Origin of the sequence: Pseudarthrobacter sp. SSS035 (genome assembly GCF_023273875.1) — a bacterium.
GTDB lineage: Bacteria > Actinomycetota > Actinomycetes > Actinomycetales > Micrococcaceae > Arthrobacter.
In genome coordinates, this window is record NZ_CP096882.1 from 3,451,368 (window position 1) to 3,464,639 (window position 13,272).

Annotated in this window: 11 protein-coding genes; 8 read left to right on the plus strand and 3 right to left on the minus strand. The window is 65.8% G+C overall.

Annotated elements, in window-relative coordinates; genetic code table 11:
• The first annotated feature begins 31 nt into the window (after window positions 1–31).
• The 6 genes from MUN23_RS15975 (at window position 32) to MUN23_RS16000 (ending at window position 9,702) form a co-directional block, all read left to right on the plus strand.
• Complete coding sequence (locus MUN23_RS15975) at window positions 32–1,771, plus strand: glycerol-3-phosphate dehydrogenase/oxidase (RefSeq protein WP_248759678.1); 1,740 nt, start codon at window positions 32–34, stop codon at window positions 1,769–1,771.
• 45 nt (window positions 1,772–1,816) lie between these two features.
• Window positions 1,817–2,305: a PTS sugar transporter subunit IIA gene (locus tag MUN23_RS15980; protein ID WP_058931803.1), complete on the plus strand. Its 489-nt coding sequence runs from the start codon at window positions 1,817–1,819 to the stop codon at window positions 2,303–2,305.
• Window positions 2,306–2,424: 119 nt separating this feature from the next.
• Window positions 2,425–3,279 carry an SURF1 family protein gene (locus MUN23_RS15985; RefSeq protein ID WP_248759679.1) on the plus strand — a complete coding sequence of 285 codons (855 nt, stop codon included), beginning with the start codon at window positions 2,425–2,427 and terminating at the stop codon, window positions 3,277–3,279.
• Window positions 3,276–3,776 carry a DUF3817 domain-containing protein gene (locus tag MUN23_RS15990; RefSeq protein WP_248759680.1) on the plus strand — a complete coding sequence of 167 codons (501 nt, stop codon included), beginning with the start codon at window positions 3,276–3,278 and terminating at the stop codon, window positions 3,774–3,776. The genes MUN23_RS15985 and MUN23_RS15990 overlap by 4 nt, the downstream gene beginning before the upstream one ends.
• Before the next feature lie 100 nt (window positions 3,777–3,876).
• Window positions 3,877–5,466, plus strand: a complete 1,590-nt coding sequence (guaA, locus tag MUN23_RS15995; protein WP_248759682.1) for a glutamine-hydrolyzing GMP synthase — start codon at window positions 3,877–3,879, stop codon at window positions 5,464–5,466.
• A 129-nt stretch (window positions 5,467–5,595) separates the two neighbouring features.
• Window positions 5,596–9,702, plus strand: a complete 4,107-nt coding sequence (locus MUN23_RS16000; protein WP_248759684.1) for an AAA family ATPase — start codon at window positions 5,596–5,598, stop codon at window positions 9,700–9,702.
• A 19-nt stretch (window positions 9,703–9,721) separates the two neighbouring features.
• Here MUN23_RS16000 and cpaB read toward each other — a convergent pair whose 3' ends face one another.
• The 3 genes from cpaB to MUN23_RS16015 form a co-directional block, all read right to left on the minus strand.
• Window positions 9,722–10,468 carry a Flp pilus assembly protein CpaB gene (gene cpaB / locus MUN23_RS16005; RefSeq protein ID WP_248759686.1) on the minus strand — a complete coding sequence of 249 codons (747 nt, stop codon included), beginning with the start codon at window positions 10,466–10,468 and terminating at the stop codon, window positions 9,722–9,724.
• Between the two features lie 99 nt (window positions 10,469–10,567).
• Window positions 10,568–10,825 (minus strand): FmdB family zinc ribbon protein, encoded by a 258-nt coding sequence (locus MUN23_RS16010; RefSeq protein ID WP_248759688.1) that lies wholly within the window; start codon window positions 10,823–10,825, stop codon window positions 10,568–10,570.
• A gap of 116 nt (window positions 10,826–10,941) precedes the next feature.
• Window positions 10,942–11,562, minus strand: a complete 621-nt coding sequence (locus MUN23_RS16015; protein ID WP_248759690.1) for a 5-formyltetrahydrofolate cyclo-ligase — start codon at window positions 11,560–11,562, stop codon at window positions 10,942–10,944.
• A gap of 107 nt (window positions 11,563–11,669) precedes the next feature.
• Here MUN23_RS16015 and galU point away from each other — a divergent pair, with 107 nt between their 5' ends.
• Both galU and MUN23_RS16025 read left to right on the plus strand, forming a co-directional pair.
• Entirely contained in the window at window positions 11,670–12,575 is a 906-nt protein-coding gene (gene galU / locus MUN23_RS16020; RefSeq protein WP_248759691.1) for a UTP--glucose-1-phosphate uridylyltransferase GalU, read from the plus strand.
• 5 nt (window positions 12,576–12,580) lie between these two features.
• On the plus strand, window positions 12,581–13,198 hold the full coding sequence (locus MUN23_RS16025) for a GNAT family N-acetyltransferase (protein WP_248759692.1): 618 nt from the start codon (window positions 12,581–12,583) through the stop codon (window positions 13,196–13,198).
• Window positions 13,199–13,272: the final 74 nt, after the last annotated feature.

Here is a 13,272-nt window from a genome sequence, read left to right on the forward strand (position 1 = left end):
CTACCGGCAGCAGCGGCAAGGGAGGCGTTCAGTGAACACTGTTCCAAACGAAGGCGGGGTCCTTGGTCCGGCGGCCAGGGAAGCATCGATTGCCAGGCTCAGGGCCACCTCGGAACCCGGCAACGAACTGGACATCCTGATCGTCGGCGGCGGCATCGTAGGCGCCGGCGCGGCGCTGGATGCCGTGACCCGCGGCCTCAGTGTGGGGATCGTGGAGGCCAGCGACTGGGCGGCCGGCACGTCGTCACGGTCATCCAAGCTGATCCACGGCGGCCTGCGCTACCTGGAGATGCTGGATTTTGGGCTTGTTAAGGAAGCGCTGCACGAACGTGGCCTGATTCTTTCGGTCCTGGCCCCGCACTTGGCCCGGCCTGTGCCGTTCCTGTATCCGCTGACCAAACCGTTTCTGGAGCGGCCCTATGTGGGCGCCGGGATCGCCCTCTACGACGCCATGTCCATTACCGGCGGGCACAGCCGCGGCGTTCCGTTCCACAAACACCTCACCAGGCGGGGCACCCTCAGGGCCGCCCCCAGCCTGAAAAAAGACGCCTTTGTGGGCTCCATCCGCTATTACGACGGCCAGGTGGATGACGCCAAGTACGTGGCAAACCTCGTCCGCACGGGAGTGCACTACGGCGCGCATGCGGTGAACCAGATGGCGGTGGTGGATTTCCTGCGTGAAGGTGAACGCGTGGTGGGTGCCAAAGTGGTCAACCACGAAGACGGTTCGCAATTCAACATCAAAGCCAAACAGGTCATCAACGCCACCGGGGTGTGGACCGATGAAACCCAGGCCATGGTCACCGACCGCGGGCAGCTGAAGGTCCGGGCGTCCAAGGGCATCCACCTCGTAGTGCCCCGCGACCGGTTCCAGTCCACGGTGGGGCTGATTCTCCGCACCGAAAAGTCCGTGCTGTTCGTTATTCCGTGGGGCCGGCACTGGATCATCGGCACCACGGACACCGACTGGAACCTCGACAAGGCCCACCCGGCGGCCTCCAGCAAGGACATCGACTACATCCTCGAGCACGTCAACCGGGTCCTGAAACGCCCGCTGACCAGGGAGGACGTTGAAGGCGTCTACGCCGGACTGCGCCCGCTCCTGGCAGGGGAGAACGATTCCACGGCGAAACTGTCCCGTGAACACATCGTGGCCCACCCCGTACCGGGCCTGGTGGTGGTGGCAGGCGGCAAATGGACCACCTACCGGGTTATGGCCAAGGACGCCGTGGACGAGGCCACCCGCACCATGGATGAGCGGGTCCCGGCGAGCTGCACCGAAACCATTCCGCTGCTGGGCGCCAGTGGCTTCAAGGCGGCCTGGAACCGCCGGAGCCGGACCGCTGAAGAGTCCGGCGTGCACGTGGCCCGGGTAGAGCACCTGCTCAACCGTTACGGGTCCATGACTCCGGAGGTGCTGGACATCATCGCCCGGAATCCTGAATTGGCGGAGCCGTTGCCCGGTGCTGACGACTACCTGCAGGCCGAAGCCGTCTACGCCGCAACCCACGAGGGCGCCCGGCATGTCCATGACGTCCTGACCCGGCGGACGCGCATCTCCATCGAAGCCTGGGACCGTGGCGTGTCGGCGGTGCCGGTTGTCGCTAAACTTATGGGCGAAGTCCTTGGCTGGAGCGATGCACAGCGCGAAAGCGAAATAAAGCACTACATAGCACGCGTTGAAGCTGAACGGCTGAGCCAGCAGCAGCCGGATGACGAATCCGCCGACGCCGCACGGCTGGGCGTGGAGGACATCGTCCCTTTGCGCTGAGGCGGCACCGCACACCAGCAATTCTCCTGACCGAAGGGACACGCCTTGGCGGAACCACTTGACCGGTACGATGCCGATCTCACCACCTCCGAATTGGTGATTCTGGAGTTGGAGGCAACGGACAAGTCGGACGCCGCGGCGCAACTCGCGGAACGCCTCTTCGCCTCCGGGCGGGTCACTGACCTGCCGCGGTTCCTGGAACACGTCAACGCCCGCGAACACCAGCTCGCCACCGGCCTGCCGGGCGGGATCGGCCTCCCGCACGCCCGCAGCGAATTCGTCTCGCGGACCTCCATCGCCGTGGGAATCACCAAGTACGGCCACTCACTGGACTTCGGTGCCGCCGACGGTCCGGCCACCGTCATCCTGCTGATCGCCACCCCTGCAAGCTCGTTTTCCGATCACCTGGAAGTCCTGGCCACCCTGGCCCGCTCCCTGTCCAAGGAGTCCTTCCGGGAGTCGCTGCGGCGGGCCTACGATGCCGAAGTCATCGCCGAGCTCATCAACTCCAGCCTGGTGTTCTTCGACCACTGAGTGGGGCAGGCCCTTTCGGGTCGACTCCGTCGCCGCGTAGGGACCCTGCTGGCCACTCCAAGGCCGGGACGTACCTGGTCGTTTAGTTGTTCTACAGAAGAACGAAGTACGGTTAACACGTGTGGAAAACAGCCCTTAAGCCCCGATGGATCGCAGGCCTGGTCTTCGCGATCGTGGTCTCCGGGGTGTTTGTCCTGCTCAGCCAGTGGCAGTTCGGGCGGTCCACGCAGCCCGAAGCTGCGGTGAATCCCGCCACCGAAGACGTCAGGGCACTCACGGAAACCCTTGAGCCCGGGGTCTTCTTCCCCGGTTCAGTGTCAGACCAGATGGTCTCCGCCGACGGAACCTACGACCCCGCCAAACAGGTCCTGGTGCCGGGGCGCCTGAAGAATGGCGAGAACGGCTACTGGGTGGTTTCCGCCTTCGCCGTCTCCGGGGCGCCCACGCTCACCGGTACCGCAGCGTCCCCCCAGACGTGGATTCCGGTAGCCCGCGGCTGGGTGGCGGATCCCGACGACGCCGGCGCACCGCCGTCGGGCGTGGTGAACCTGACCGGACGGCTGCTGCCGTCAGAATCGCCGCTGCCGTCCACCGCACCGGATCCCGGACGCGCCTCCGCCGTGTCTGTTGCTGAACTCATCAACTACTGGGACGTCAGCATGTACCCGGGATTCGTGGCCGCAGCTTCCGAACTGGCGGCCGGGTCCGACCTGTCCGCCGCGGCGGTTGATGGTGCCCTGAAACCCCTGGAAATCGGCCCCCAGCCGCCCGCGCAGCAGGTCAACTGGCTCAATCTGTTCTACTCGCTCGAATGGGTGGTTTTCGCCGGCTTCGCCCTGTTTATCTGGTGGCGGCTGGTCAAGGACGACTACCGGCGGGACCTCGAAGAGGAACACGACGACGACCAGGATGCTCCGCCCGCACTGCCCACCCCGGCAACTTCTGAACAGCTCCAACAAAAGGTAAAGCCATGATCGAACCGAAACCGGCCGTCCAGCAGGATTCTGCGCAGGGCAAGGGCAAGAAGCGCCGCTTCGGCGGTACCGAGCGGCAGATCCGTTCCGCCCTGAAGTTCTACAAGGTGCTGGCATACATGACCGGCGGCATGCTGCTGCTGCTCTGCGCCGAACTCATTGCACGCTACGCTTTTGGCCAGTACCTGTTCGCGGGCGGGACAAACGCCGTGACCGGGCAGCCGTTCGGTTTCGGCTTTGCCGACGCCGAGCCCAAGGGTGTGGAGGGCGGGGTTAACCTTTCCGTCGCCGTGCTGATCGTGCACGGCTGGATGTACGTGGTGTACCTGATCTCCAACTTCCGCCTGTGGGCGCTGATGCGGTGGCCTTTCATGAAGCTGATCCTCCTTGCACTGGGCGGCGTGGTGCCGTTCCTGTCCTTCATAGTGGAGAAGAAGTTCCACGCCGAGGTGGAAGCCGAACTGGCCGCGAACCCGCAGGCCGCACAGCGGTACTGAACACTGCAGCGGTGGGGGAGTCCCGCCGTCGGACGTTCACTGCGTCACACCCACGGTCCTGAATGTGCGGGGGAGCGACGCTGCAAAGTAGGCTAGTACGGTGACTACTCCCACTGCATCCCAGACTTCCCAGAAGCCGGTGCTGGTTGTTGACTACGGTGCCCAGTACGCGCAGCTGATTGCCCGCCGCGTCCGGGAAGCGAATGTGTATTCGGAAGTGGTTCCGCATACCTTCACCACCGAGCAGCTCCTGGCCAAGGACCCCGCCGCCATCATCCTTTCCGGTGGCCCCTCCAGCGTTTACGCGGACGGGGCACCCTCCGTCGGCGCCGACCTCTTTGAGGCCGGAATCCCGGTCTTCGGCATCTGCTACGGCTTCCAGGCCATGGCCAACGCCCTGGGCGGCAAGGTCGACAAGACCGGCCTGCGCGAGTACGGCTCCACCCAGACCACCATCCTCGGCGAGGGCCGCTCCGTCCTCGAAGGGATGCCGCAGGACCAGAACACCTGGATGAGCCACGGCGACTCCGTGCATGAGGCACCCGAAGGCTTCGAAGTGCTGGCGACGACGGCCGGCGCTGAAGTGGCTGCCTTCGCCAACGAAGAGAAGGCCCTCTACGGCGTGCAGTGGCACCCCGAGGTCAAGCACTCGGCCTATGGCCAGCAGGTGCTGGAAAACTTCCTGTTCAAGGGCGCCAAGCTGGAGCCCAACTGGACCACGGGGAACATCCTCGAGGAGCAAGTGGACCGGATCCGTAAGCAGATCGGCGACGCCCGCGTTATCTGCGGGCTCTCCGGCGGCGTTGACTCCGCCGTTGCAGCGGCGCTCGTCCAGCGGGCCGTCGGCGACCAGCTGACCTGTGTTTTTGTGGACCACGGCCTGCTGCGCGAAGGCGAAGCCGAGCAGGTGGAACGCGACTTCGTGGCCGCCACCGGCGTCAAGCTGTATGTAGCCAACGAGCAGGAGCGCTTCCTGTCCGCCCTGGCCGGCGTCAGCGATCCGGAAACCAAGCGCAAGATCATCGGCCGCGAGTTCATCCGCGCGTTTGAAGAGGCTGAGCTGGCCATCATCGCCGAGGCCGCGGCCCATGGCGAGAAGATCAAGTTCCTGGTCCAGGGCACGCTGTACCCGGACGTCGTCGAATCCGGCGGCGGCGAAGGTGCTGCGAACATCAAAAGCCATCACAATGTCGGCGGCCTTCCCGAGGACCTGCAGTTCGAACTGGTGGAACCGCTCCGGGCACTGTTCAAGGACGAGGTCCGTGCCGTGGGCGCCCAGCTGGGCCTGCCGCAGGAAATCGTCGGCCGCCAGCCGTTCCCCGGCCCCGGCCTGGGAATCCGCATCGTCGGCGACATCACCCAGGAGCGACTGAACCTGCTCCGCAAGGCGGACGCCATCGCGCGTGCCGAGCTGACCGCGGCCGGGCTGGACAACGAGGTGTGGCAGATGCCTGTGGTCCTGCTGGCCGACGTCCGCAGTGTGGGCGTCATGGGTGACGGCCGCACTTACGGCCACCCGATTGTGCTCCGCCCCGTTTCGTCGGAGGACGCCATGACGGCGGACTGGTCCCGCCTGCCGTACGATCTCCTGGCCCGGATTTCGAACCGGATCACTAACGAGGTGGAAGGCGTCAACCGCGTGGTGCTGGACGTGACCAGCAAGCCGCCGGGAACCATCGAGTGGGAATAACAGTGTGAGTGGCCGGTCTCCGTCAGCGGAGGCCGGCCATTGCTGTCATCCGTTGAAATCCGCCGCAATTTGGCCTGATCCAGTGTTGCGGTCTCTCATCCCGGCTCCTTTGCGGCTACGCTCGAAAGTATGCCGGTATGGTCCAGGGCGTCACGTGCAAACGCAGAAAAGAAGGCAGTAGTGTCAGTTGGTCAAGGCCACGCGGAGGGTTCTGAGGAGCTCGGAAAATGGCTGTCCGGGCTTAAACCCGTCACCGGGGCAGACACCATGCTGCGTTTCACCAAGACCCCCGAAGGGTCCATTGACCTGACCCATGCGCACCCGTCCGGTCTGGCCCAGCTCATGGCCGGCCGCCGCACACGGTTGTCCACACTCATCCGCGACCACCAGCAGTACGTCGTCGCGGCCCGGGCATCGCGGAACATCCGCTCGAAAATCTTCGAACTCGGTAATGACCGTGGCATAGATGCCGGTTACCTTTCCGCAGGCACCGTTGTGTGGACCTCCGCTGTTGGCGGCAAACCCCAGCGGGTTTCCGCGCCGGTGATGCTCACCGCAATCTCGCTCACGGTCCGCCCGGGTGAGGACGACTACGAACTGCAGCTCACCGAGCAGGCCAACATCAACCCGGCCCTGGTCCGGCACCTGAAGACCATCCATGGCATTGTTTTTGACGTCAACGCCGTGACTCGCCTCGCGTACAGCACCGCACGCTTCGATCCCCAACCTGTCCTGGATAAGCTCGCAACCCTCATCCGGCCCATCCATGGCGCCGAGGCCCAGCACAATTTGCTGGTGTCCACTTTTGCGGACCTCTCCGGCAACCTGGACGATCCCTGGATCAATGAGGGCAACCCGCTGGTCGCCGCCCTGGCCAAGGCGGCCAGCGGTGAAGTCATTGATGTACCTGCGCCGGACCCCTCCCGCTTCCCGAGCGTGGACGCGCGCCACCCGGACGACGAACTCCTCCTCCTCGACGCCGATCCGGACCAGCAGTACGTCATTGATGCCGCCCGCGCAGGAGACTCGCTGGTGGTTAGCAGCCCGCCGGGCACGGGACAGACCCAGACGGCCATCAACACCATCGGTGCACTGGTGGACGCTGGGCGGTCAGTCCTGGTGGTGGGTGACCGCCGGGCCAGCCTGAATGAAGTATCGGCACAACTGGAATCGCTTGGACTTGAATCCATCCTGTTCCAGCTCTCCGGCACAGCCACACCCCAGCAGCTCAAGGCCCAGCTCGTGCGGGCCATCGTACGGAACGAGAAGTCACTCGAACCGCAGCTGGGGAACCTCCACCGGACCCTCACCGAGCACCGGCACGCCCTGATGGACCACGTAGCGTCCCTGCATAACGTGCGCCAGCGCTGGGGCTGCTCGCCGTATCAGGCCATGCAATCACTGGCCGAGCTGACCTCCATCCACCCCGCCCCCGCCACCACCGTGCGGCTCAAGCGCAGTGTGCTGGACAGCATCCGCGACCGCAACGAGCTCGCCGGGAGGCTTCGCCGCGCTGCGGAGCTTGGCAGCTTCAGCCGCGCCTCCACTACCAGCCCGTGGCACGGCGCCCGGCTGCTCACCCGCAAGGAGACCGAGGAGGCCCAGGAACTCGCCCGGTCAGTGGCCAGGAACCTTCCTGTCCTGCGCGACCGGATGAACAGCGTGGCCGAACATGCCGAAATCCGGCTTGGCACGTCCTTCTCGGAGTGGGGAGAGCAGCTCGAACTCCTCATGGCTGTCCGCGAAAGCCTCGACAAGTTCACACCGGACATCTTCGACAGGCCGGTCAACGACCTCATCTCCGCCACGGCGTCCTCCGCCTGGCGCCGGGAGCGGAATGTCGACATGGCCTCAATGCAGCGTTCCCGCCTGCGCCGCGTCGCGAAGGAGTACGTCCGTCCGGGCGTCCACATCACCGATCTCCACAGCTCGCTGGTGCTGGTGCAGGACCAGCGTGCCCTCTGGTCCGGCTACGCCACCTCGCAGCGCCATCCGGCCGTCCCCTCGGGCCTTGCCGAAATGAACGTGATGTACCGGTCCCTGGACCGGGAGCTGACCCAGCTGGGGGAAGCCCTCCGGCACACGCAGGCCGGCGGTTCGCTGGCCACGGCCCCCTATGAGGAACTCATGGAGCGGCTGGAGCGGCTCGTGGCCGACACCCACACGCTGAAAACGCTGCCCGAGCGCACGCTGCTTGTGGAAAACATGCGCGAGCACGGCCTGGGGGAGCTCCTCGCAGATCTTGCGGAGCGGGAGGTTCCCGCAGAGTCCGTCGCAGCCGAGCTTGAGCTGGCCTGGTGGCAGTCCGCGCTGGAAGCGATGATCAGCGGCGACGATTACCTGGCCATGTCTGACGGAGACGCACTCCGGCAGCTTGAGGCCGAATACCGGCTCGCGGACAACGCCCATATTGCCAGCGGCGCGGCGCGCCTGCGCTGGGACCTGTCCGAACGGTGGCGGGCCGCGCTTGCGGAACACCCGCGCCAGGCCCAACTCCTCAGGAGCCTGCTCAAGGACGGCCGGGTTACCCTCGCCGCGCTGACGGCCCAGGCCGCCGAGCTGGTCCCCATGCTGGTGCCGGTCTGGTCAGTCAGCCCTTACCTCATGACCGGGCTCCTGCCGGCCGAACAGCGCTTCGACGCCGTGGTCATCCTGGACGCCGAAGCGACGTCGCTGCAGGCCGTCCTGCCCGCCATCGCACGCGCCAGGCAGGTCATCGCTTTCGGTGATGCCAAGATTGCCAGCCCCCGGACGTTCACCGTGGGTGTTGAGCGGCTGGCCGCCGGTGAAGCGGCCCACCAACGCGTCGAAAGCGCGTTTTCGGCGCTGTCTGCCATCCTGCCTGTCTGGCGGATGAATTTTGTCTACCGCGCGGTTGACGAGGACCTGGTCCTGCAGCTGAGCAAGAACTCGTACGACGGCGCCCTCCGCAGGCTCCCCGAGGGACAGTCCGCCACGGGCCTGGATAGGGCGCTCCTGGTGGAGTACCTTCCCGACGGCACCGGATTGCCCAGTGCCGACCACGAAGGCGTCGAATCCGTAGTGGCCGAGGTTAACCGGGTGGTGCAGCTGGTCTTTGAGCACGCCCGGACACGGCCGCGCACGTCGCTGGCAGTGGTCACCGCCAGCCTGCGCCATGCTGCCCGGATCGGTGAGTCCATCCGTCTTCAGCTGCCGAACCACCCGGGGCTGGCCAGCTACTTCAGCGCCGGGTCCGAGTCGTTCCGGGTGGTTGACCTTGAGCGGGCGCAGGGCCTGGTCCGTGACCACGTGATCTTCTCGCCCGGTTTCGGCCGTACTCCGCACGGCCGGGCACTGCACAACTTCGGACCACTGTCCGCTGAGGGCGGGCGGGAAAAATTCGCTTTGGCCATGACCCGTGCCCGCCGTTCGCTCCACGTGCTGACGTGTTTCCAGCCCGAAGACCTCGATCACACGCGGCTGTCCTACGGCGCGGTGGACTTCTATGAGCTCCTGAACCGTGAGATTGCGGGAAAGACTGATCTCGGAACTCCGGCCTCGCGTGCCGCCGCCAGTGAGCAGGCGCTTGGGGCCGATCCCCTCGTCGCCGATCTTGGTGACCGGCTGCGTGCCCGCGGTGCCCGCGTCTGGCACCAGTACGACGGCGTGATTGACGTGGTGGCCGCAGCAGACCCGCTCAGCACCATGGGTCAGGACGACGCCGAGATTCCGCGGCCGGTGGCCATCGAATCGGATGGCACGGAGCAGTACCGCACCATGAGTGTCCGTGAGCGGAGCCGGCTCCGTCCGCAGTTGCTGGAACGGATGGGCTGGCGGTACCTGCCGCTGTGGACCATCGAAGTCTTCACGGACCCGTCCGCCTGTGCGGACCGGATCGCGGGTTACCTGGGCCTTGAGAATGTCCTGCCGCCCGGACGCGGCACGGCCTCGGGTGGGTTCTTTGACGAGGACATGGACCCGCTCGCGCTTGCGAGCGAAGGAAACGACAGGAACGACGACCAGGCCGGACGCCTGGCCAGTGAGGAGGCGGTTGTTGTGACCCCACGGAACGCCGATCAGGCAGATACGCACGGTAACGACCAGGCGGACGCCGCACGAAACGGGAACGCGGCTGTGCCGGAGCGCCAGCTGCCTGGGGCCACGGGCATCCTGCCCAACAAGGCTGCGGAGGATGACCCGAAGCGCTGGGGCGATGGCCCTGACAACGATCACGACGCATGGCTGAAGGAAAACAAGCCGCCGCACTGGGGCTGACCTCCTGGCTGCAGCGGCGTCACCCGGCACCGCCCTGGGGACCCACCAGGACGAAGAACAGCTTGCCCTGTGTGGAGGCCCCCGCCAGCCGGGCAGCCTGCTCCGGGGCTGCTGCCACGACGATCAGCCCGTCGGTTTCGCCGGTGCCCAACCACTGACCAGTCTTGCCGCCTTGTCCTGACGTCCACAGGACGGGAACGGATGAAGCCAGCACTTCTGAGGGGGATTGCTGGTCGTAGCCGTTCGCCCCGGTCAGGACCACGTTGACCAGTTGCCCGGGCGATACCAGCTGGATGGAGGAGGGATCGGCCATCCTCAAGGGCACGGCTGCGGACCCCGGTGGCGTTCCGGTCAGGAGGCCGGGACCCAGCAGCAGGGAGTCCGTCACCAGTTGGCCCGTCCGCAATGGGGCTGCCAGTTGCTTTCCCGCAGCGTCACTGGTGTCGGACATCGACCCGGAAGTGAGCATCCCCGGCGGGATCTTGACTGCCGTCAGGTCCGTGGCTGTCAGGGCCGTGCCTGCGGGGAGATCCCGCGCCGCCGCCAACACCGAGACCGTATCGGCGGGCGGGGGAGTGAGCTGATGGACCGTGATCCCGGCAGCAAGGCAGAGCAGGAGCGCTATTGCGAGGCGCCGGTTCCGGCCCAGCCAGGACAACAGCCTGTGGCCGGGCGCGCCCTGGGTGCGTGCTGACGGGAGCGGGCGGCGGGCCGGGCGTCCCGGCGGGGCGGATCCGCGGCTGGAACGAAAGAGGGTAGCGGGCATACGGACCACGCTACGTACCGGCAACCACGTCCGACAGAAGCGAAGGTGCCTATGTGGACAACGGTGCCGCCGGCGTCGTACGTCTTTTTAGACCGGAAGTCAGCTGGCGGCAGCGGCGGTGGCAGGGGCCGGCGCCGGTGCGGCCGCGGCAGGGGCAGCCGAAACGGTGCTTCCCTTGGCATCCCGGGAGTCGGTCCGGTAGAAACCGGAGCCCTTGAAGACCACACCCACGCTGTTGAACTTCTTGCGCAAGGCGCCCTGGCACTCCGGGCATGCAGTCAGGGTGCTGTCGGTAAACGACTGGAAAACGTCGAAGGCGTGGCCGCAATCCTTGCAGGCGTAAGCATAAGTGGGCACTGGTGATCCTCCTCGGGGGCAAACGAGAGGTCCTGTACTGCGTTGAGCGGAAACCGTCCATTAGCAGTCGCAGGGCCTGAGTGCCAATTCTATCACCCTCGGAAAGTAGCCCTCCCTCAGGCCGGGTCCGGCAGCCGGATCAAACCTGAGGGTGTGAGCGCGGCCGGAACCCTCCGGTCGAAGTCTTCGGCGGGAATGCTTCCGGCCGGAAGCAGCTCGGATTCGAAGACGACGGCAGCAAACGGGATCTCAAGGCCGTCCCCGGCGAGGGACCCCAGCAGAACGTCGTAGTAGCCGCCGCCCTGGCCGATGCGGTTGCCGTCCCTGTCCACGGCCGTGGCGGGGATGAAGAGGGCAGCAACGGACGCCATGATGCCGAGGTCAAGGCGAGGTCCAGCAGGTTCCAGCACCGGTGCATAGCGGCTGCGGACAAACTCGACGCCGGGGGTCCAGTACGTCCAGCTCAGCCTGCGGCCGGGTTCACAGACAGGGAGCAGGATGGTGTGGCCGCGGCGCTGGAGTTCGCTGATCAGGGGCAGCGTAGGCGGCTCTGGGGCCACGCCCAGGTAGGCACAAAAGGTCGACGGCGTCCCACCGGTGAGCTGTTCAGCCCAAGCAACGCCGTGGACGGCCAAAGCGGCGCCCGCCGCGTCCCGTTGCGTGGGTTCCGTCGCGGCGCGGCGCGCACGATGCTGTGCGCGGATGTCCGCCTTGGCTTCGCTGCTTCCTTGGGACATGCCGCTCCTTCTCTGCCGTTAGGGTGGCCGTTGCAGCGTCTGCGCCGCGCCGGCTCAGGAGCCACCAATAATTACTGAATGGTCAGCCCCTCCGTTAGATTAGTCCAGTGACTACCACTCAGCAGACAGTACGCAAGGCCGTTATTCCCGCTGCCGGACTCGGCACCAGGTTCCTGCCGGCCACAAAAGCCATGCCCAAGGAAATGCTCCCGGTTGTGGACAAGCCGGCCATCCAGTACGTGGTTGAAGAGGCTGTCAATGTTGGCCTTAACGACATCCTGATGATCACGGGACGCAACAAGCGTGCCCTGGAGGACCACTTCGACAGGGTTCCTTCGTTGGAGGACACCCTGGAAGCCAAGGGCGATCTGGCGAAGCTTGAGTCTATCCAGGCAGCCAGCAACCTCGGTGACATCCACTACGTCCGCCAGGGTGACCCCAACGGCCTGGGCCACGCAGTACTGCGTGCAAAGCAGCACGTCGGCAACGAACCGTTTGCCGTGCTCCTCGGCGATGACCTGATCGATGCCCGGGACGAACTCCTCAGCACCATGATCGAAGTCCAGTCCAAGACCGGCGGATCGGTGGTGGCCCTCATTGAGGTGGAACCCTCCCAGATCAGTGCCTACGGATGTGCCGACGTGCAGGAGATCGCCGGTGAAGACTACGTCAGGATCAACAAGCTCGTCGAAAAGCCCAGCGTGGACGAGGCGCCCTCAAACCTGGCCGTCATCGGCCGCTACGTCCTCCACCCCGCAGTTTTTGATGTACTCGAGCACACCGGCCCCGGCAGGGGCGGGGAAATCCAGCTGACCGACGCCCTGCAGGAACTGGCAGCCGGCGAAGGTGACGGCTACGGAGTTTACGGCGTGGTCTTCCGCGGCCGCCGCTACGACACCGGTGACAAGCTCAGCTACCTCAAGGCCTGCGTGCAGCTCGCCATTGACAGCGACGACCTCGGCCCCGGCCTGCGGGAGTGGCTGCCGGGCTTCACGGCCAGCCTCGCTAAATAGCTGCCGTGCGCCCCGGACCCATCTGGCCCGTAACACTCGAATGCGGCGACCTGCTCCTGCGCCCCATCCGGTACCGGGACAAGAAGGAATGGACCCACGTCCGGGGGCGCAACAGCGAGTGGCTGGCGCCCTGGGAAGCATCCAACCCGGCACCCGGAGGTGCGCTGCCTGATTACCGGCAGATGGTGCGGTCCTTGAAGATCCAGGCCGCCCAGGGGACGGCCCTGCCGTTCCTGATCACTGAGCGCACACCCAGGTTGGCCGCCCCGGTCATCGTTGGCCAGCTGACTGTGTCCTCGATTGTGTGGGGTTCGGCCATGATGGCGACACTGGGGTACTGGGTTGACCAGTCGCGCGCGGGTCACGGCATCGCACCCACGGCGGTGGCCATGGCCACTGACCATTGTTTCCAAGCCCTGGGCCTGCACCGGATGGAAATCAACATCCGGCCCGAGAATGGCCCCAGCCTGCGCGTGGTTGAGAAGCTGGGATTCCGCGACGAAGGCTACCGTCCACGCTTCCTTCACATCAACGGGGAGTGGGCGGACCACCGGTCCTTCGCGCTGACCGCTGACGAGGTCCCGGAGGGGCTGCTCGCCCCGTGGCTCGCGTCCCGGTCCTGACCCGCCGGACCTGAACCGGCCATGGGTACTCCCAAGGTCATAAATCCAATGAATTGCCACGTTGCCGGCGACAC